The organism is Ensifer sp., from assembly GCF_035999185.1.
Classification (GTDB): domain Bacteria; phylum Pseudomonadota; class Alphaproteobacteria; order Rhizobiales; family Rhizobiaceae; genus Ensifer.
In genome coordinates, this window is the sequence record NZ_DASYHB010000205.1 from 341721 (window position 1) to 362857 (window position 21137).

At 62.8% G+C, this 21137-nt stretch carries 10 protein-coding genes and 2 pseudogenes; 5 read left to right on the forward strand and 7 right to left on the reverse strand.

The annotated features are described in order from the left end of the window. Positions 1–395: 395 nt before the first annotated feature. The gene (locus tag VGO04_RS29030; protein WP_414650618.1) at positions 396–1958 is read right to left on the reverse strand and encodes a tetratricopeptide repeat protein; all 1563 of its coding nucleotides are present in this window, start codon (positions 1956–1958) and stop codon (positions 396–398) included. A 484-nt stretch (positions 1959–2442) separates the two neighbouring features. Here VGO04_RS29030 and VGO04_RS29035 point away from each other — a divergent pair, with 484 nt between their 5' ends. Together VGO04_RS29035 and VGO04_RS29040 are read left to right on the forward strand one after the other, a co-directional pair. After that, a complete protein-coding gene (locus VGO04_RS29035) occupies positions 2443–10929 on the forward strand; it encodes an autotransporter-associated beta strand repeat-containing protein (RefSeq protein WP_327499427.1) in 8487 nt (2828 codons plus the stop codon). A 70-nt stretch (positions 10930–10999) separates the two neighbouring features. Then, positions 11000–11659 carry an invasion associated locus B family protein gene (locus tag VGO04_RS29040; RefSeq protein WP_327499428.1) on the forward strand — a complete coding sequence of 220 codons (660 nt, stop codon included), beginning with the start codon at positions 11000–11002 and terminating at the stop codon, positions 11657–11659. Between the two features lie 307 nt (positions 11660–11966). Here VGO04_RS29040 and VGO04_RS29045 read toward each other — a convergent pair whose 3' ends face one another. Next, positions 11967–12317: a ribbon-helix-helix domain-containing protein gene (locus VGO04_RS29045; RefSeq protein WP_327499429.1), complete on the reverse strand. Its 351-nt coding sequence runs from the start codon at positions 12315–12317 to the stop codon at positions 11967–11969. Between the two features lie 23 nt (positions 12318–12340). After that, positions 12341–12937, reverse strand: a complete 597-nt coding sequence (locus VGO04_RS29050; protein WP_327499430.1) for a DJ-1/PfpI family protein — start codon at positions 12935–12937, stop codon at positions 12341–12343. Positions 12938–13299: 362 nt separating this feature from the next. Here VGO04_RS29050 and VGO04_RS29055 point away from each other — a divergent pair. From VGO04_RS29055 to VGO04_RS29065, 3 genes and pseudogenes are all read left to right on the forward strand, one after another. Next, positions 13300–14666 (forward strand): annotated as a pseudogene (locus VGO04_RS29055) (ISNCY family transposase). Between the two features lie 266 nt (positions 14667–14932). Next, a pseudogene (locus VGO04_RS33050) lies at positions 14933–15130 on the forward strand (helix-turn-helix domain-containing protein); the annotation flags it as partial. Between the two features lie 113 nt (positions 15131–15243). Next, entirely contained in the window at positions 15244–15729 is a 486-nt protein-coding gene (locus VGO04_RS29065) for a hypothetical protein (RefSeq protein WP_327499432.1), read from the forward strand. A 516-nt stretch (positions 15730–16245) separates the two neighbouring features. On the opposite strand, the gene VGO04_RS29070 is transcribed toward VGO04_RS29065, so the two are convergent. The 4 genes from VGO04_RS29070 to VGO04_RS29085 all read right to left on the reverse strand — a co-directional run bounded on the left by VGO04_RS29070 (position 16246) and on the right by VGO04_RS29085 (position 21131). Next, the gene (locus VGO04_RS29070; protein WP_327499433.1) at positions 16246–18936 is read right to left on the reverse strand and encodes a TonB-dependent receptor domain-containing protein; all 2691 of its coding nucleotides are present in this window, start codon (positions 18934–18936) and stop codon (positions 16246–16248) included. A gap of 143 nt (positions 18937–19079) precedes the next feature. Beyond that, a complete protein-coding gene (locus VGO04_RS29075; protein ID WP_327499434.1) occupies positions 19080–20111 on the reverse strand; it encodes a FecR family protein in 1032 nt (343 codons plus the stop codon). A gap of 44 nt (positions 20112–20155) precedes the next feature. Next, positions 20156–20737, reverse strand: a complete 582-nt coding sequence (locus VGO04_RS29080; protein ID WP_327499435.1) for a sigma-70 family RNA polymerase sigma factor — start codon at positions 20735–20737, stop codon at positions 20156–20158. Between the two features lie 220 nt (positions 20738–20957). Beyond that, positions 20958–21131 carry a hypothetical protein gene (locus VGO04_RS29085; protein ID WP_327499436.1) on the reverse strand — a complete coding sequence of 58 codons (174 nt, stop codon included), beginning with the start codon at positions 21129–21131 and terminating at the stop codon, positions 20958–20960. Positions 21132–21137 lie beyond the last annotated feature (6 nt).

A 21137-nucleotide genomic window follows, 5' to 3' on the forward strand; every position in this document is an offset into this window, starting at 1 on the left:
ATGCGCCTTTTGGTGTATGAGTATATTTCCTGACTCTAATGGCAAATGATTTTCGGTGCCACCGGGTTCGAGTCCCTGTCAGGTAAGCGAAGCGGAGCGGGACACCCGGTCCGCTTCCCGCATTTTAGGGGTATGCAAGACCTTTCTGCCAGCCTTTGGGTGCCCTCGACGTTTGGTGAGGCGGATACGGTAGGGGCTACCGGCGGCCGATCGCCAGCCGCAGATTGGCCGAAAGCCTGGAGTGGCCAACTGGGCTCTTTTGCACGCTCGGTTGTTTCGCTGGTCTTAGCGCGTTGAAACGATTTCCATAAGCGCGCACAGGCAACCTCAGGCACACTTTCCTTCGACCGGGCAGGGCTACGGCTAAGGCTGCAAACCTTGCACTCTTGTGCCGTTTAACCCTCGGGCAAACCCGCGGCAATCATAAGGCCCACGACGCGTTCGGTGGCGCCAAGATAGACCGGGCTGGTGTTCTTGGTGGGCGGTGGCAGATTGTGCGCCGTCGATCCCGGCCTCAGCTTCATCGCCTGAGCCATCGCAGCCCTGGCGTCGTCGGTTCGGCCCAACTGCTGATAGGCGGCAGCCAGCAGGAAATGCGTGCGACCGCTCGCCGGCGTGATCGCGATCGAGCGCTTAAGCCAAGGCAATGCTTCTTCTGCCCGGCCCTTCAACATGTGGACCCAGCCAGCGCCGATCGCCCACGTCCAGCGGGCGACCTGGGGCGTATCGAACCTGTCGGCTTGCTCGAACGTTGAAAGTGCCTCGTCGAAACGCCCCAGGAAGACCTGGGAAAGCCCAACCAGATAAAGCACGGTCCCGTTCCAAGGATCGAGGGCGAGTACCTTGCCGCAGGCCACAAGGCTTTCGACGAAGCGGTTGGTCGCAGACAGGTACCGGCAATGCATTTCGAGCACGGGGATATAATTCGGCTTCGCGCGCAGGGCGCGCTCAAGAATCTCGCCGACCCGGTTCTCGACCGTTTCGCGTTCCGCGGCGGGGAACCAATCCATCTGGATCCCGCGCAACTGAAATGCCGCGAGCGCAACTTGCAGGTCGATATTTTCCGGGTCGTCAGCAAGCGCCTGTTCCAGCATCGCCTTTGCAGCGCGAAAGCGCTCCGGCGTCGTTTGGTTGATCGAGGCCGTTGCTTGCTCGATCGCCGCTTTGGTACTGCCCGCCGGCAAGCCATCGGCCGAGCGCTCCCCAGCATTCAAGAGCACGTTGATGCGCAGGGCCAGCGCGTGGCCCATGCCGGCCGTCAGGCGCGTTTGCTGCAGTTGCGCGTCAGCGCCGGACAGACCAACCGACAGCGAGTTGGTCCACTTGACCGCGCCAGTCGCCAGTTCGGTCATGCGGGCGCGCAAATTCCACCCTGTTTCCGTTTTCTCCAGTTCACTGCTCACGACGAAGTCGGCCGCCCCCACAGCGCCGCCCGGCGGAATGACCACCCGGATCGTCTCGATTTTCGCCAGGCCATCGGTGACGTCGCGGGTGACGCCTGCCGCCATGCGCAGGGCCAGTGGATCGTTGCCTGCCGCCGTCATGGGGGTCACGGCGACAGTGAGGGGCGAACCGGTGACGAAACCCGGGAACCGCGTCGCAGCGGCAGCCAACGCCGACAGACCGAACCCAGCCACAGCCACGAGTGCGGCGCGGCGGCGTATCTTGACGTCAAGCCATCGACCCGGCGGTCCACTTTCGGCATCGGGACCGACCTGCGGTGTAGACTTCTCCGGCGCGATGACGTCCGGCGCTGTCGATACCTCTGCCTCAAACAGGTATCCGCGGCCCGAGACCGCTCTGATCAACTGACGGCTCTCATCACCGAGGGCTGCGCGAACTTCCCGAACACACTGGAACAGGCTGTCTTCGCCGACATGGACGTTTGGCCAGACCGCTGCCATCAGCTCATGCTTGCCGATGACCCTTCCCGGGTTGGCGGCGAGCAGTTGCAGCAAATCGAAAGCCTTGGGCCTCAGCTTGATTGTTTCGCCGCCGGGCCCACGCAGTTCGGACCGCTGCGGATCGAGTTCATATCCAACAAATCTGAGCACCGGGCCTCCGCCTCCCGCGATGATATTCCCGGAACTCCGGCGTTCTGCCAAGAACAAGAAGATTGATAATTAAGCCATTCGTTTTCCTGCGGGAAAGGCCAAATTCAACAAAATTTCAGAATTTCACCGATGCTCTTTCAGGACTTTTCCCGGCCCGCACTGACATACCGCGCAAGAACACAACGAACACGATCGCGGAGATCTCGATTCACGGCAAGCGCGTAGAGGGCAGGGGCCCTGATGCGCGGCGGGAATGCGAGCCCGGATCCAGGCGGAGGGACCCTATGTCTACACGAGTGCTTTTGGCTTTGGCGCAGAATGCCCGTTGGCTGGCCACCCCCGGCAGCGGCGATTTCAACACCGGCACCAGGGCATGCGGAGCATCTTTGTGAAGATTGTCAGGAACTATGAGGCCCGCACCAACCGGTCGGCGCTGCGTGTCCCCGCTTTGGGTCTCGTCGCCTCTTTGGCTGCCACCCTTGCAAACTCCGTCGCACCACTGGCGCTGATCGTCGCGTCCAGGCCCGCGCTGGCGGACAGCATCGGCGTGAACGGTGGCGGCGGCGGATATGCAGGAAACTACATGACACCGGGCGGCGGGGGCAGTGCGGGGGCTGCCGGCGACGGCTCGGCGACCGGCTCGGGCGGTGGTGGAGGCTCCACAGGCGGCTCGGGCAATCGCGGCGGGTCGGGCGGCGCATCGGACAACGGCGGCGGAGGTGGTGGCGGCTACGGACTTGGCGCGGGCGGCGGCGGCGGCGGCGCGGGTGGCAGGGGCCTCACGCTATCCACCGACCTGGTCAACAATGCGACAATCAAGGGAGGCAATGGAGGCAATGGTGGCGTTGGGAGCGCCAATTGGGCGCAGTCTTGGTACTATGCCGGCGGCGGCGGCGGCGGTGGCGGCGGGTCAGGCATTATCGTCACGACCGGAGCCAGCCTCACCAATGCAGGCATAATATCGGGCGGCAACGGTGGCGGCGGCGCTGACGTCAGCGGACCGGGCATCCCCAACTCGTTCGCCAACCCCTCGGGCAACGGCGTGGGCGGCAACGGCGGCAACGGCATCACCGCAACCGCGTCCAGCGGACTGACAATCTCCAATACCGGCACGATTCAAGGCGGTGGCGGCGGAACGGACTACCACAACGTCCAGCCCTATCGCCCGCAGGCCGGCGGCTACGGCATCATCGGCCAAAATCTGACCATCACGAACAGCGGAACGATAGCCGGCGGTGCGCGCGGCGGGGCGGGCGGTCTATCCGGTAACCTCTCATCCGCCATCGTCATTACCGGCGGCACCAACAGCATCACGGCTCTTGCCGGCAGCAATATCGGTGCGATTGAACTCACCAGCGGCGCAACGACGCTTGCCGGCGAGTTCAACAGCACAGTCCAGGTCAACGGCGGGGCCACCCTCGCTCTGGGCGCGGCCGGCAACGCGACCGGCTTCACCAGTCTGAGCAATGCCGGTGGCACGATCACGATCGGCGACGGCAACATGCTGTCGGCCGGAACGATCGCCAACTTCTCGGGAGGGAGGATCACCCTAGGCGTTGGTTCGGTGCTCTTTGGCACGGGCAACACATTGAACAACGATGCCACCATCGATGTCGGCACCGACGGTGTCGTCATGGACAATGGCGATATCAACAACAACGCCGCCGGCATCATCAATTTCAATGGCCCGGGCGGTACTGCGCAACTGTCGCCTGGAACCAATAACGTCAACAACAATGGCCAGATCAATGTTGTCGGCGGTGACGTCAATGTGACGATGAGCAACATCAACAACCAAGGCAATGGCCTGGTGTCGCTCACCGGCGGCAATATGTTCGGCGTGTCTACACTTACGAACTCCGGCACGGCGACGCTGAACATTGCTGCGGGCCGCAAGCTCAGCCTGCAGACCCTGGCCTTCAACGGCGGCACCGTTTCGGGCACCGGCACGATCGAGGCTGCGAGTGCGTTCAACCTCTGGGGCACTGGTACGGTCGGCGCGACACTTGCAGGCACGGCAAATCTGACGAGAGGTGGTCCCGGGACAACGATCCTCACGGGCAATCACACCTATACCGGCGGCACCGCCATCAATGCCGGCGAACTGCAACTCGGCACACTTGGCACCGCCGGCTCGATCCGGGGTCATGTCAATGTGAACGGTGCCGGTACCTTCACGCTCACCAATGCCGACACCACGGGCATCACCGGTATCACCAATGCCGGAAAAACCCATCTTTACAATGCCTCAAGCGCACCCGGTGCGGCGATTACCAACACGGGCGAACTCTACTTCTACAATGCCAGCAGTGCTGGCAGTGCTACCGTGACCAACGACAGGTTCCTCGATTTCTACGGCACGAGCACCGCTGGCAACAGCAACATCACCAACAACAGCGACCTCATGTTCTACGACAACAGCCGGGCTGGTACCGCGACCATCGCCAACAACAACGGCAGCTTTCTCAATTTCCACAACACCAGTTCCGCGGACAACGCCCGCATCACCAACGATGCCTTCCTGTCCTTCAACGACACCAGCACGGCCGGCAGCGCGGACATAACCAACAACCGCGATCTGACCTTTTACGATGCGAGCGGTGCGGGCAGCGCCAGGATCACGAACAACGGCAACCTGACGTTCCGCTCGACCACCACGGCAGGCAGCGCCAAGATCACCAACAACTCCAGCCTGGTATTCCTTCACAACAGCAATGCCGGCAACGCCGACATCACCAATGGCGCGGCTGGCATTGTCGATTTCTCGGGCTCGACGGGATCCGCCATCAACAAGAAACTCACCGCCGGCTCGATCGCCGGCGGCGGTTCCTATCTGTTTGGTGACAACGAGTTGACAGTTGGTTCGAACAACCTGTCGACAGAAGTCAGCGGTACCATCAGCGGCAACGGTGGTTCGCTCGTCAAGGCCGGCACCGGCACGCTGACCCTGACAGGAGAGAACACCTATAGCGGCGGGACGACGATTTCGGGCGGCGTGCTCCAGATCGGCAAGGGCGGTTTGGCTGGCTCGATCCTGGGAGATGTGGCCAACAACGGCGTGCTCGCCTTCAACCGCAGCGATGTGGTCACCTTCGCCGGCGCAATCTCGGGCAGCGGCGCGGTGCGGCAGACCGGTTCAGGCACCACCATCCTCACCGGAAACAACAACTATAGCGGCGGAACGACGATCGCGGACGGGACGCTCCAGATCGGCAGTGGCGGTGTGGCCGGCTCGATCCTGGGCGATGTCGTCAACGACGGCGTTTTGGCCTTCAACCGCAGCGACGCGGTCACCTTCGCCGGCGCGATCTCCGGCATCGGCGCTGTTCGGCAGCTCGGCTCAGGCACCACGACCCTGACGGGCACCAACACCTACACCGGCGGCACGACGGTCGCGGGCGGGACGCTCCAGATCGGCAATGGCGGTGTGGCCGGCTCGATCCTGGGCGATGTGGTCAATGACGGCATTTTGGCCTTCAACCGCAGCAATGCCGTCACCTTCGCCGGTGCGATCTCCGGCGGCGGCGCGGTGCGACAGATCGGTTCCGGTACGACGGTGCTGACCGGCACCAGCACCTACACTGGCGGCACGACGATTTCAGGCGGCACGCTCCAGATCGGCAATGGCGGCGCGAGCGGCTCGATCCTGGGCGATGTCGTCAACGACGGCATTTTGGCTTTCAACCGCAGCAATGCCGTCACCGTCGCCGGCGCCATCTCGGGCAGCGGCTCTACACGGCAGATCGGCTCAGGCACCACCATCCTGACGGGCACCAACACCTACACAGGCGGCACCACGATCACGGGCGGCACGTTGCAACTCGGCAACGGCGGCACGAGCGGCTCGATCCTGGGTGATGTCATCAACGACAGCATTTTGGCCTTCAACCGAGGTGATGCATTCACGTTCTCGGGCGCCATTTCGGGCAGCGGCTCTACACGGCAGATCGGTTCAGGCACCACCATCCTGACGGGCAGCAACACCTACACCGGCGGCACCACGATCACGGGCGGCACGTTGCAACTCGGCAACGGCGGCACGGCCGGTTCGATCCTGGGGGACGTGGTCAACGACGGCGTGTTGGCCTTCAACCGGAGCGATGCGCACACCTTCTCAGGCGCCATCTCGGGTAGCGGCGCCGTGCGGCAGATCGGTTCCGGTACAGCAGTTCTGACCGGAGCCAACAGCTATACGGGGGGAACGACGGTCGCGCACGGCACGCTCCAGATCGGCAATGGCGGTGCAGCCGGCTCGATCCTGGGCGATGTCGTCAACGACGGCATCTTGGCCTTCAACCGCAGCGACGCGTTCACTTTCTCAGGCGCAATCTCCGGCAACGGCTCGACGCGGCAGATCGGTTCAGGCACCACGATCCTGACCGGCGCCGGCACCTACACCGGCGGCACGACGATTTCAGGCGGCACGCTCCAGATCGGCAATGGCGGGGCGAGCGGCTCGATCCTGGGCGATGTCGTCAACGACGGCAATTTGGCCTTCAACCGCAGCGACGCCGTCTCCTTCTCCGGCGCCGTCTCGGGCAGCGGCGCCGTGCAGCAGATCGGTACGGGCACGACGGTCCTGACCGGTAACAATACCTATGCCGGCGACACGACGGTCACGGGCGGCCAGTTGCAGTTCGGCGGCGGCGGCTCAGGCGGCAGCAACACGCTCGGTGGCAGGCTGAACGTGACCGGCGGAACGCTGGCTATTCAGGCGCCGGCGGCCGTGAACGTCGCACAGACCGTAACTTTCGCCGACAACACGGCGCTATCCATCGTCGCCGGCACGAGCGGCCCTGCGCTGTCGGCCGACAGTATCACGATCGGCAATGGCGTCGGCTTCAACATCGGCGGCATCAACGATGCGAGCCAACTCGACAAGGTGCTGATCGACACCCGCTCCGGGATCGGCGGCGACTTCGCCAGTGTCAGCGTCGGCGGCTTCAACGGCACGGTGGACTATCTCACCATGTCCACCCGCAAATCAGCCGACAATCTGCAATACCTCGCCACTTACGGCCTGAGTTGGACCGCCGGCAACAATCTCGCCCACGGCTCCTTCACGCTGACTGACGCCACCGATAGTTTCACGGTGGGCGCGGCACTTGCCGACCAGGTGGCAAACCCCGCGACGGGCTGGAACGGCACGTCACTCACCAAGGCTGGTGCGGGCACGCTCACCCTGACCGGGAGCAACACCTATAGTGGCGGGACGACGATTTCCGGCGGCGTCTTGCAACTCGGCAACGGCGGCGTGACTGGCTCGATCCTGGGCGATGTCGTCAACGAAGGCGTGCTCACCTTCAGCCGCAGCGATGCGCATACCTTTGCCGGCGCTATCTCGGGCAACGGCGCAGTGCGGCAGACCGGGACAGGCACCACGATCCTGACCGGAACCAACAGCTATAGCGGCGGCACCACGGTAGCAGCCGGCACGCTGCAGATCGGTAATGGCGGCGCGACCGGCTCGATCACCGGCAACGTCGTCAACGACGGTGTGCTCGCCTTCAACCGCAGCGATGCGCACACTTTCTCCGGGGCCATTTCGGGTAACGGCGCGGTGCGGCAGACCGGGTCGGGCACCACGATCCTGACCGGAACCAACAACTATAGTGGCGGCACCACGGTCGCAGCCGGCACGCTGCAGATCGGCAACGGCGGCGCGACCGGCTCGATTACCGGCAATGTCGTCAACGACAGCGTGCTTGCATTCAACCGCTCGGACACGCTCGCCTTTGCCGGCGCCATCTCGGGCAACGGCGCAGTGCGGCAGACCGGAACAGGCACCACGATCCTGACCGGAACCAACAGCTATACCGGTGGCACCACAATCACGGGCGGGACGCTCCAGATCGGCAATGGCGGCGCAGCCGGCTCGATCACCGGCAACGTCGTGAACCACGGTGTGCTCGCTTTCAACCGCTCAGACGCAGTCACCGTCTCAGGCGCCATCTCGGGCAGCGGCTCAATACGGCAGATCGGTTCAGGCACGACTATCCTGACCGGCAACAATGCCTATATGGGCGACACCACCGTCTCCGGCGGGCGCTTGCAGTTTGGCGATGGCAGCGCGGGCGTTAGCAACGCTCTGGGCGGAAACCTGAACGTGACCGCTGGCACCCTGGCGATCCAGACGCCGGCAACCCTGACCGTCGAACGGGCCGTCACCCTTGCCGACAACACCGCACTGTCCCTCGTCGCCGGCACAAGCAGCCCGACGCTGACCGCCAACCGTGTGACGATCGGCAATGGCGTCGGCCTCAGCATTGGTGGCATCAACGATGCGAGCCAGCTCGACAAGGTGCTGATCGACACCCGCTCCGGGATCAGCGGCGACTTCGCCGGCGTCACCGTGGGCGGCTTCAACGGCACGGTGGACTATCTTACGGTATCCGCCCGCAAATCCGCCGACAGCCTGCAGTACCTCGCAAGCTATGGCCTGAGCTGGACCGCCGGCAACAATCTCGCCCATGGCACCTTCACGCTGACCGATGCCACCGACAGCTTCACGGTGAGCGCAGCACTTGCCGACCAGGTGGCGAATTCCACCACCGGCTGGAACGGCGCGTCACTCACCAAGGCCGGCGCGGGCACGCTCATCCTGACCGGAAGCAACAGCTACACGGGCGGCACCACGATAGCAGGCGGCGTGCTGTCCGTTTCAAGCGACGCCAATCTCGGCGCGACCGCGGGCGGTCTGAGCTTCACGGGCGGGACCCTGTCGACCACGTCCAGCTTCGACACGACGCGTGCCGTGTCGCTTGGGCAGGCCGGCCGCATCGATGTTGCAGCGAGTACTGAGCTTGGCCTGACCGGGATCGTCTCCGGCAGCGGCGACCTGATCAAGCAGGGCAGCGGCACGCTGCGGCTCGACAATGGCGCCAACGCCTATGGCAACACCCTGGTTGCGGCCGGCACGCTGATCGGCAATGCAAGCTCGATCTCGGGCAATATTCGCAATGCCGCATCGGTCGCCTTCGACCAGACCGGTGACGCGCGCTTTGCCGGCGACATCAGCGCGCTCAACGGCACGCGCGGCACAATGACGAAGCGCGGCGCGGGCGCGCTCACCCTGACCGGCACGTCATCGCTCGACTGGACAATTGACGCCGGTGCGCTGGTCTCCTCGGCCGAACGCTTCACAGGAAATGCCGCCATCGCCTCGGGCACGTCCCTGATGTTCGAGCAGAACGCCAACGCGGCCTATGCCGGCGTGGTTTCGGGCAATGGCGGCTTTAACAAGACCGGCCTCGGCCAGCTTAACCTGACCGGCAATTCCTCCGCTTTCTCCGGGACGACCACGGTCGGCAACGGCACACTCTCGGTCAACGGCTCACTTGGCGGCACCGTCGACGTGCTGGCGGGTGGCCGCCTGCAGGGTTCCGGTTCGGTAAGCAACGTGAAGGTTTCGGGCACCGTGGCGCCGGGCAACTCGATCGGCACGCTCAACGTCGCCGGGAACGTCACCCTTGCGGCGGGCTCGATCTACGAAGTAGAGGTGAACGCGGCCGGCCAGTCGGACAAGATCGTCGCCGGCGGCACGGCGACCATTGCCGGCAGCTCGGTCAAAGTACTGGCGGATACGGGCAGCTATGCGCCGCAGACACAGTATACGATCCTCACCGCCAATGGCGGCAGGAGCGGCACTTTCGGCGGCGTGACCTCGAACCTCGCCTTCCTCGATCCCTCGCTCAGCTACGACGCAAACAACGCCTATCTCAAGTTGTCGCGCAACAATGTGAGTTTCTCCGGTGTCGGTGAGACGCGGAACCAGATTGCCACCGGCAACGGAGTGGAGAGCCTCGGTCGCATCAATCCGGTCAACAACGCCGTCTTGAACCTGTCTGCGCCGCAGGCGCGAAACGCCTTCGACCAGCTCTCGGGCGAGATCCACGCATCGGCGAAGTCGGCGCTCACCGAAGACAGCCGCTTCATCCGCAACGCGATCAATGATCGTATCCGTGCGGCCTTCGATAGCGCCGGCGCCTCGAACGGCACAGTCACCAGCTATGTCGACGGCAAGCCGGTAGCAGACGACGCGACAACGGAGCGCCTCGCATTCTGGAGCCAGGGCTTCGGCTCCTGGGGGCACACGGATGGCGACGGCAACGCCGCGCGCCTCGACCGCTCGACGGGCGGGTTCTTCGCCGGCGCGGACGTCCCGGTATTCGACAGCTGGCGCTTCGGCGCGGTCGCAGGCTACAGCTACACCAGTTTCGACGTGAAGGATCGCCACGCGTCCGGCTCGAGCGAAAGCTACCACGTCGGCCTCTATGGCGGTACGAATTGGGGTGATTTCGCCTTGCGGACCGGCGCAGCCTACACCTGGCATGACGTCTCGACCTCCCGCAGCGTGACGATCCCCGGGTTCAGCGACGCCCTGAACGGCGACTACGACGCCCGCACGGCGCAGGTCTTCGGCGAACTTGGCTACGAATTCGACATGGGCACGGCACGGCTCGAGCCTTTCGCCAACCTCGCGCATGTCAGCGTTCAGACGGATGACTTCACCGAGCGGGGCGGGGCGGCGGCGCTCGGCAGCGAAGGCGACACGACGGAAACGACGCTGACGACATTGGGCCTTCGCGCCTCGACCACCTTCGACCTCAACGGCGCAACCGTGACGGCCAATGGCATGGCGGGCTGGCGCCACGCTTTCGGCGATACGTTGCCGCTCTCGGCGATGCGCTTTGTCGGAGGCGGCGACGCCTTCCTGATCGCCGGAGTTCCGATTGCTCGCGATGTCGCCGTGGTCGAAGCCGGCCTCGACTATGCGCTGTCGCCACACGCGACGGTCGGCGTGAGCTATGCCGGCCAGTTCGCCTCAGGCATGGCCGACCAGTCGGCCCGCATCAACCTCAACGTCAAGTTCTAAAGGTGACCGAATTGACTGTGACCGAAGACAAGCAAGGACCCCATCTCCCGCACGAACGAAAGACGCATGCATGACGAGCAGCAACATCCGCTTCCTCGGGATCTCTTCCGCAGCGCTCGCGATTGCCGTGGGCGCAGCGCTTTACCTTGTGCCGGAATTCGCCTCGTCGACGCCGAGCCGGGCGACGACCGGCACCGGCGGCCACGGTGACCCGGCACCACAGCATTTCCAGCTGGCTCAGGCGCAGACCGATAGCCGAACTTCCGGCAGTGCGACAGGGTCGTCCTTGCCCGGCGGCGCATCGGCGCTGAACGAGACCTATGAGGACTGGCGCGTGGCCTGCGCACAGGATACGGGCGCAAAACGCTGCGTGCAGTCGCAGGTCCAGGCACAGCAAAATGGACAGCGCGTGCTGGCAATCGAACTGAATACACCATCCGAAAACACTGTGTCAGGCACCCTCGTGCTGCCGTTCGGCCTGGCGCTCGAAAGTGGCGTCACCTTCCAGGTCGATGACAACACGGCGATGCAGCCCTTGCGTTTCCGCACGTGCGTCCCGGTCGGTTGCCTCGTTTCAGTGACCTTGGACGCTTCGACCCTGACTGCACTGCGTGCCGGTACGGCACTGAAGGTCAACGCAACCGCCGACGACGGGACGCCGGCGCAGTTCTCGATCTCGTTGCGTGGGTTCGGCGCCGCACTCGATCGAGTCCAGTCACTTGCGGGTTGAGATCGGCAGAACCGAAGCGTGCAGTCTGCAGCGCCCCTCGATTGCGCAGGCCGTCTTTCCCGTCGAAAGGGCAGGGCCCGATCGAGCCGCCCGGACGCGTTACGACAGGCCCTCGGCGGCATCTGTTGGAGGAGGGTATAGCCTGTAGAAAAACAAGGCCGACCCGCAGCCGACCCAGCCCGCGTTGGGCGGACCGGACAGGTAAGGAGCTGGTTGCCCGAGCCTCTCAAGACCGGCGGCGGTTGGCCCCGCCGACAGACATGCCGAGGGCTTCCAGCCGCGAGTCCGATCACCAGCCCGGCTTGCCCTAATGGTAATTTTCCTGCTCTCGGATAAGGATCGCCGGGGCGTTGAGCCCGGCGATCGGTTGGTTGACATCCGTCGGAATGTCGCCCGCTAGCTGAAGGTCGAGGTAACGCGCGCAGCAGACCCTCAGGAACGACGTGAAGTTTCCAAGGTCGTGGCCGGCATCAATCGACTCGTGATGCAGCTTGGTGATCAGCTGTGTAACGTTCATACGATCGCGGCGCGCGATTTCCTCAAGCTTTGACCAGAAGAAATTCTCCAGCCGAACGCTCGTCACCATACCGTCGATACGGAGCGAACGCGTGGCGCTTTCCCAAAGCTTCGCGTCCGCCTTTATGAACAGTTCGCACATCTCGTCCTCCCTTGTCGGCCTCCTCAGGCGGCGTTTGTTTTTAGCAGGGCCGACGCATCGAGCACAGCCATGAACTGCCGCAGCCAGGACGGGTGCGCGGGCCACGCAGGGGCGGTGACCAGATTGCCGTCGGACACGGCATCGTCGATGGCGATATCCGCATAGACACCTCCTGCCAGCTCAACCTCAGGACGGCATGCGGGGTAGGCCGAGCACGTGCGCCCCTTCAGCACGCCCGCCGCTGCAAGCAGTTGGGCACCGTGGCAGATGGCGGCGACAGGCTTGCCGGCCGAAAAGAAGTGCTGGACGGCCTTGAGGACCTCCGGATTGAGCCGCAGGTATTCCGGCGCTCGACCACCCGGGATGACCAGGGCGTCGTAATCCTCAGCGCGAATATTGGAGAAAGTGGCGTTGAGCGCGAAGTTGTGTCCGCGCTTCTCCGAGTACGTTTGGTCGCCTTCGAAATCGTGGATGGCGGTGGCGACCGTGTCTCCGGCATTCTTGCCCGGGCAGACGGCATGGACCGTGTGGCCGCAGGCGAGCAACGTCTGGAACGGCACCATGGTTTCGTAGTCCTCGGTGAAATCACCGGTAATCATCAGAATTTTCGAAGCTGGCATTTGTTCCTCCCAGAGCCAATGGCAAGAACCTAGCAGGCGCGGCGCGTGAACAGGTACTAGCGGAATACTACAAGGAAAATTCAAGGCGGCTGATCGGATGAGCGTCTGCCGCGCCTCCGGCAAATCCGGCGCGGTTCAAAGTCTCCGATCTTCCGGCGGGATTTGGCTCGTCGATCGCCGACTGGCTGCAACTGGTCAGATTTCATGATCAGCTGCTGTTTCTCCAGCTAGCAGATACGGTCGCCATTAGTTCCATAATGTATGTTATGTGATCGACCCGTGTAGCCGCAAAGTTAAAGTGTCCTGATCCTGCAAAGTTGGAATGTCACAGTCCCCGGATTTGATGACCTGGGAGATTGCGGATGGGATTGATTGCGATGAGCGAGCGTGACCTGCAGCGGATTGAGGTCTTGTCGAAAGTGATTGCCGGTCGGATGACACTGGTGTCGGCGGCACATGTGCTGGGCTTGAGTACCCGCCAGGTGCGTCGTCTGTTGGAGCGGATCGGCGCTGGCGGTGCGGCGTCGATCCGGCACCAGGCGATCGGCCGGCCATCGAACAACCGGATCTGCGACGGCGTCCGCGATTACGCCATGGCGATCGTGCGCGAGCGTTATGCCGACTTTGGTCCGACGCTGGCGGCCGAGAAGCTTGCGGAGCGTGATGGTCTGACGGTGTCGCGCGAGACCTTGCGCCAATGGATGTCAGAGGCCGGCCTGTGGCTGTCGCGCAAGCGGCGACGGACGTTCCATCAGCCGCGGCTGCGGCGCGAGGCTTACGGCGAGTTGGTTCAGATCGACGGTTCCGAGCATCGCTGGTTCGAAGATCGCGGTGATCCATGTTCATTGCTGGTGTTCATCGATGATGCGACCGGCAAGCTGATGCAGTTGCGGTTTGTGCGCTCGGAAAGTGCGTTCAGCTATTTCGAGGCGCTGGAACTCTATCTGAAGGCGCATGGCGCTCCAGTCGCCTTCTATTCCGACAAGCATTCGGTGTTCCGGGTTGCGAAGAAGGATGCCAAGGGCGGCCAGGGCATGACCGAGTTCGGGCGTGCACTCTCAGAGTTAAACATCGAGATTCTTTGCGTAGTCAAGCCAAAGGCCGGGTCGAGCGGATGAACCGGACGCTACAGGACCGGTTGATTAAGGATCTGCGTCTGGAGGGCGTCTGCGGTATGGACGACGGCAACGCTTTCCTACCTCGGTTCATGGAGCGCTATAACCGCCAGTTTGCCATTACCCCTGCCCGATCTGATGATCTGCATCGGCCGCTGAACCTTGCCCCGGATCGGCTGCGCGACGTGCTATGCAAACGTGAGCAGCGTTATGTCGGTGCCCAGTTGACGTTTTCGTACGAGCGCCAGCGGATCATGCTGGAAGAGAACGAGGTGACACGCGGGCTGGTCGGTCTCTATGTCGAGACCTACGCGCTTTCCGACGGCAGGCTGGATGTGCGTTGGAAGGGGCATTCCCTACCCTACCGGGTGTTCGACAAGGACCAGCGGGTGACGCATGCGGCGATCACCGAGAACAAGCGGCTCGGTGAACTCCTGACCTACATCAAGGAACGTCAGGAGCAGCAGACGAAGTCCGCCGTGAAGACGAACAGCGAGAAGAACGGCTACGTTCGACGCGCGCGCGGCCCGGGACGTCGGAAGGATTTCATGAACGATCCTGCGGTCATTGCCCGGCGGCGACAGGCGCTCTCTGACCTCGATGCGGCGGAATGACCGGCTGCTTCAACTGTCCAAGCTAAAGCCGATGGGTGCGTCTCATCCGCCCCCTCCCTTCCCTTGCAACCCGGTCCAGCCGGTTCGGTCGGGGGCTTGCCTCAGCGCCAGCGGAGATGTCGAGTGTCGCATGTCTGAATGGCTGACGACGCGCCGCCCAAAGTGACATTTCTACTTTGCGCCAAAGCGGACAGTTCAACTTCGCCGCCACAACCCGTGTAGTCGGGGTGGGTTCAAGGATGAAGTGCGACTTGCGATAGATACCCATGGTCACTCGCAAGGAACGGCGCACGAGACGCGCCTACCCCCAAAATCGATATCGACGAACGTCGTCGGATCGGTCCGTGGCGGGCGGCCTTGGTGCCACGGTCATCGCCAAGAAGCTTGGGCGGCATCGCTCGACGGTTTTCCGTGAACTCAGCCACATTGCTTTCGAAGACCTGCCGATGTCGGAACTCTGCGACTAGCACTGCGTCACGGCCAACGAGATGGCCGCATTGCGTTCACCATATCCTTTGCAAGCAGCAGCCTCGCCGGCGAGCTCAGGCGATGCGACGCGTGCACCCGGGACCATGACTTGCGGCCCAACCGCCGCCTGTTCGCCAGAACAAGCGAAACTGAATATACTGAAGTTCTTGGAAGTCGCGATCAGTCGGGGTGGGATCATCTTTTGGGGAGGTTAGACGTGTGTAACCTAACTGAAAAGGACATCATCGAAATCTATGAGGAGGGAAAGCACCGTCGGTACGGTTTGCTGTTTGCAGTGAACGGTGCCGCGTTTGCGATTGGAAAATTGCTCACTGGCGATCCCAAAAGCGGACCGGTTGTTTTGGGAGGAATGACTGTCGAAACTCTCGCACTGGCAATGATTTTATTCTCAATGATCATGACATTCGACATCTACAAGTTTGGCGAAAGGATGAAGAAGCTCGACCGCGACCTTTTTCAGTGGCCGGGACAGCTCGTGCTGGCCGCATTTCTCATTCTTCTCGCGGGGGGCTGGAGCATCGTAGGTTTCGTGTCACCGACAGGGAGTGCCTCTCTGTTCGCCCCCGGGCAATAGAGACCACTACTGTGACGTCTATGCGCTGTGGCAAACGGGTCCTCGCGGCCGGCACACGCGCATTCGCCACCTCATTCCGAATTGCAAAGCAACCTGTTCCAACTCGCTCGCCATCTCAACGACCAGCCGAGAAAGTGCGTCAACTCCGGGACACGGCCACAATTGTTCATGGCGCTTGGGAGCAAAACGACGGCCCCCTACCCCTAAAACCGGCATTCGCTACCGTAGTGCTGAGACCATTCGCTGGAGGGGTCCTGGACAATAGCCCCTTAACTTATGGCTTTGCTTTCCTGGCGCTGTGCGCGGTCCTGGGGACTATGGTCGCAGCGGTATAGTTGCGGCAGCGACCCCTGATGTCCGCCACGGTCCAGTTTTCGGCGTGCCGTGTGCATGACAAAGCTTGACACGAAGCACTGACTGAATCGCGCCACGGCCTGCGCCGTTGAGATCGTGACCCAGAACATGCCGGACTTGAAAACCGGCATGCTTGCTTGCGGATCCTCTCACGGAGACCGTTCAAAACTCCGCCTTTAGCGACGCGTAGAAGGTGCGCCCTGGGCCGGGCTGCTGGACGAGGCTCAAGGGGTCGACATAATAGGCATCCGTCAGGTTTTCGATCCGGAAGCTGGCGGTCAGGCTGTCGTTGACGCGGTATTCCGCAAAGGCGTCCACGAGCGTGTACGGCCTCCAGTCAATCAACGAAATGAACTGCGAGGCCCCTTGCGCGGTGACGTCGCCATGACCGATGGCGCGCGAACCCGTCCGCGAGACCCGGCCGCCGACCGTCAGCGCGTCGTCGAGAAATGTTTGCGCCAGCGTCAGTGCGACCGTGTACTCCGGCGGCACCTGATTGGTAGCGTAGTCGGCGTAGAGCGACTTGTTTCCGCATGTCGAGGCCGTGCGGCAAAATTCGACATCGGTATAATAGTTGGCGGCAAGCTCGGCCGAAAACCCGCCGCGCTCGTAACGGGCGGACAGTTCGATGCCCTGGAAGTGGGCGCCGGCGATGTTGTGGATGCGCATGCCGGATATGCCGCGAGCATCCGTGTACCATTCACGCGCGATGTAGTTGTCGACGTTCCAGTCGAAGAAGCCGAGCTTCATCATCGCTGTGTCGTCTGCGGCCAGCACACCGTCGCGTCGTAGATTGGTGCCCACTTCCCAGTTCCTTGAGCGCTCGGGCCTGAGGTTGGAATTGACGTTCATGGTGAAGGCCGAGACCCCTTCCATGATGCTTGGCGAACGCAGCGCATTCGAATAGTTCACATAAAACTGGGTGCCTTCGAACGGTTCCAGCGTCACGCCCACCGATGGGCTGAATCCGCCACCGCTGAGGGCCGTGTCGTAGGTGTAGCCAAGGCGCGCTTGTTCTGGCGCGTTTCTATCCTCCGTCCAGTAATGTTGATAGCGCAGGCCGCCGTTGACCGTCAGCCAATCGGTCGCCTGCCAGGCAGCCTTGGTGAAGGCGGCCGCCTCCTGCCGGGTGCCGTCGCGAAGGTCGAGCCAGGTCTCGAGTTGGGGCGTGAATGCACTCGGCCTGGTGTCCTCGCTCTGGAAGGACAAGCCATAGGTGAGGTCGAGCGCGCCGTAGTCGGTCGAAAGCACCGAGGTATTGGCGACATCCGCGCCCCACATGATCGTATCAGACCCGGTCCGATAGTTTGCCGGCAGGCCGAAATCTTCCGGTCGCGGGAACGGGACGCCGCTTCGCCGCGGATTGCGCAGCTCCAGCCGCGTCGCCCACAGATTGGCCTTGAGGTCTATGAGCTCGTTATCGTCAGGCTTCCAGCCGTAGCGAAGCGTTCCGGCATCGACTTTGGTGCCTGCCGTCTGTCCCTGCTGTACGGCCTGACCGCGATCCGACGTCAGGCGCGAGGCAAGCAGGTCACCCGCCTCGCTGCTGAAACCGTTGTAGCCGATCTGCAGGCTATGGCCGTCCTCGAAGCGGAAGGTGCCCTTGGCGAGAAACGACTTCGTCTGGAGCTGGGTGTTGAGGACCTCCTCGCCGGCGCGATAATTGGCGATACCGACGTTGTCGATATAGTCTTTCCATCTCAAGGTCGGCGAGCATGTGCCGCCCGCGTAGCAATAGGGCTGCGGCCCCTTGCTGACCGGCCGAGCGGACGGCCCGTTGCTACCGGCATGGTAGTTGCCCTGACGGCGATAGGCGTATCCGGCGATGAGGTCGATGTTTTCTTCCTGCATCGCGCCAATGATGCTGCCTGAACCGCTGGTCGGGTCGAGGAAGGACGGCCGGTCCATTCCATCGCTCTTTGCCGTCGCCACAGGCGGCGCCCATGTACCGCCCGGCCAGGCATAGCCGGCCGTCGTGCCTGCCGGCGGTGGGCTCGACGTGTTGGTGCCGAAGCCACCCTTGACGCGCAGGCCGAAGGTCCGCCCCTCCTTGACGATGTCGCCCGCGTCGAGCGTGCGCATCGCCACCGTGCCAGCGATCCCGTTCGAGGCGGCATCGGACCCCTTGGTGATATCGACACCTCCCAGAAAATCAGGATCGACGAAGGTTCGGTTTGAGATGCCCTGGTAGCCCTGATAGACCGTTGCCGCGTTCGACGCGCCGTCAACGGTAACGGCCACACGGCCCATTCCCTGCATGCCGCGAATGTTGACGTCGACGGCGCCGGCGCCATTGCGCGCCTCCCCGGACATGACCCCCGGCGTGCCGCGGAAAATGTCGGCCGGGCTCGAGCCGCGAAAGCGCTCGATGTTGTCTTCGGAGATGTAGGCCGTCGGCGCTGCGGTCTCATAGGGTGCGTCGACCGGATCGGTGATCCCGCCTCGAACCGAGATCGGCTCGAGCATCGTCGCACCGTCAACGGGGCTCGCGGCATGGGCGCCGGAGACGCGTTCGGTAATCGTGGCCGTCCCGCCATTCAAATGATAGGAAAGTCCGCTGCCCGACAGGAGCAGCGAAAGCGCCTGCGGCGGCGAGATTGATCCGGCAACCGCAGGCGCGGATTTCCCTGAAGTCAGCGACGCGGAATAGGCGAGTTTCAACCCGGACTGCCGGGCAAACGCCGTCAGAGCCGAGGTCAAGGATTGCGACGGAATGTCGAAGGCGACGATACCGGATCGGGCCGTAGGCGCCTCTTGTGCAGCGGCCGGTGTGGCCGCGTGAATTGAACCGACCGCCGTGGTTGCGACCACGAGCGCGTTAAGAAAATTGTTTCGCCCCGATTGTCTGGACATCTGACCCCTATTCCCATGCTATGAGCGAGGGATCAGCGTTCCTGGTACCAGGTCATGTCCCTCATTAGCCGAGACGAGGCGCTGCGCGAAAATCCTCAACGAGGGTCGCGAAAAAACATGCAGCAATTCAAAGGTCGCTATAGTCATGCCGCCGAGATCAGCGTCATGAAACGCGTCATGCGGGTGACCCTGATCGGCAGTCCGGAGGCAAGTGCTGCAAGTGAAGCATCGGGCGCCCGCAGATCCAGTACGGCGCTGACGCGCTCCGACTTGAGGCGGTCGCTGCTAAAGACGATCCAGCCGTCGTGGTAGCGGGCAAGAGCGGCGACAACGTCGCCCAGTCTGCGGTTTTCCGCCACGTACATCCCGGACTGCCAGGCAAGGGCGATGGCCGGGTCCTGGGCGATGGGTGCGCCCATGGTGCCGTCACGTTCGATCGTCACGCGCTCCCCTTCAGACAGGGTGATACCGTCCGGCTTGCCGCCAAGTGCAGATCGCACCCTGACCGCATGGCTGGTGACGGCAACGCCAAGCGATCCATCGGGAGCATTGGCATCGACATCGAAGGCGGTTCCAACCGCTTCGACCAGGGCGTTGCCACAAGACACGATGAAGGGCCGCGCGTCTGCCGCGACCTCGAAATACGCCTGACCTTCCTTCAGCGTGACCCGGCGCGCCTGTGCACTGAAGTGAACATCCATGGCTGAAAGGGCATTGAGCACAACGCGCGAACCGTCGGGCAGCGAGATTGGAAGCGTTTCGGCGGTTTCCGTCGCATAGTCGGAAGCGAGCGTTCGCAGCAACGGCCGCGCGGCGACCAACCCGCTGCCGGCAACCGTGAGGCCGATCATGCCTGTCAGCAGGTGCCGGCGAGAGACACCCGCCCTGCTCCGGCCCGGATAGACAAGACCAGACTTGCTGTCCCGGCGCAGGTGTGACGCATCGCTCCAAAGCGCCTCCGCTTCGGCGGCGGCCATCTCATGTTCTGCACTTTGCCGGCGCCAATCTTGATAGGCACGCCAGTCTTCGCTGGACGCCTCCCCGGAATGGAGACGGACGATCCATACCAGCGCCTCGTCCGAGATGTGCCGCGCAGGACAGTGCGATGGTGCCGAAGTCTGTTTCAAGAAGAACCCCGAAGTTTTTGTCCGGTACAGATGCCGGTCTATTGCCATGGACGCCGCGCGGACCGGAAATCCTGATGAGCGAGATGGAACAATCAGACATGACCCATCTCACGTTTCACATCGCGGCAATGGGAAAAGGCGCGCAGGATATGTTTTTCGACCATGCTGACCGAAACGCCCAGCGTCTCGGCAATTTCCCGGTGCGAATGGCCTTCGACCTTGTTCATGATGAAAGCCGTGCGGCAGGCCAGGGGCAACTCGTTCAGCAGCACTGAAAGTGTCGCAACCCTGTCGCGAAACTCCAGGCGCTGCGAAAAATCCTCCGGCGAAGACAGGGCATCGGCCTGATCGAACTCCACCCGACGCGACCATTCACGCTCGAGCTTGATGCGAAAATCGATCGCGGCGTTTCTCGCGGCCTTGAACAAGTAGGAGCGCGGATGCTCGACGGTTCGGCTATCGACCTTGACCATCCGCAGATAGGCGTTCTGCACGACGTCTTCGCCGTCATGGCGATTGCCGATCAACCGTGAAGCGTAACGCACCACGTCCTTGTGATGACGCCTGAACAGCAGGCCCAGCCATTGGTTGAGAGATTTCGTCACCGCCCTACCCCTTCCTCGTGAAGCGTAATGCGGTGGTCGTGGGAGCGCATTTTGAGAGGCATCGTGCATACTTCGAGGGAGAGCCTGCGGCCTGACCGCGGCCACACGCTAATACTTGTGTATTATACTCAAGTTTTAGCGCCGACAAGCGCCTTTGCGCGAAAACGTCGCATGATCTGCGGATCACGCGTCTCGAATGCCCGCACGGCGCGAGCATTCGAAGCCGAGGTGACGCCGCTCACGGGAGCGCCGGCATGGCGCGCGGTGAGCGGCCTTCCCCAAATTGCTGTCACTCGACCGTAATGAGATTGTCGAGGCCGAGCACTGCCGTTCTAGCGGTCAAGGCCCCGCCATAGGTCACTTCGACAGCGCCGGTGACGTCATCGAACTCGAGGACGTCACCGGTCTGGTAGTTGCCGAAAAGAACCCAGTAATTCGGGTGAGGCGTGAAGACAGCTGTCATATTCGG

What these genes read in the sequence shown, in the direction of transcription:
- VGO04_RS29040 (WP_327499428.1), top strand. Translation starts at nt 11,000, where the DNA reads ATGACGAGCAGCAACATCCGCTTCCTCGGGATCTCTTCCGCAGCGCTC.
- VGO04_RS29070 (WP_327499433.1), bottom strand. Translation starts at nt 18,936, where the DNA reads ATGTCCAGACAATCGGGGCGAAACAATTTTCTTAACGCGCTCGTGGTC.
- VGO04_RS29085 (WP_327499436.1), bottom strand. Translation starts at nt 21,131, where the DNA reads ATGACAGCTGTCTTCACGCCTCACCCGAATTACTGGGTTCTTTTCGGC.
- VGO04_RS29080 (WP_327499435.1), bottom strand. Translation starts at nt 20,737, where the DNA reads ATGCACGATGCCTCTCAAAATGCGCTCCCACGACCACCGCATTACGCT.
- VGO04_RS29050 (WP_327499430.1), bottom strand. Translation starts at nt 12,937, where the DNA reads ATGCCAGCTTCGAAAATTCTGATGATTACCGGTGATTTCACCGAGGAC.
- VGO04_RS29045 (WP_327499429.1), bottom strand. Translation starts at nt 12,317, where the DNA reads ATGTGCGAACTGTTCATAAAGGCGGACGCGAAGCTTTGGGAAAGCGCC.
- VGO04_RS29075 (WP_327499434.1), bottom strand. Translation starts at nt 20,111, where the DNA reads ATGGCAATAGACCGGCATCTGTACCGGACAAAAACTTCGGGGTTCTTC.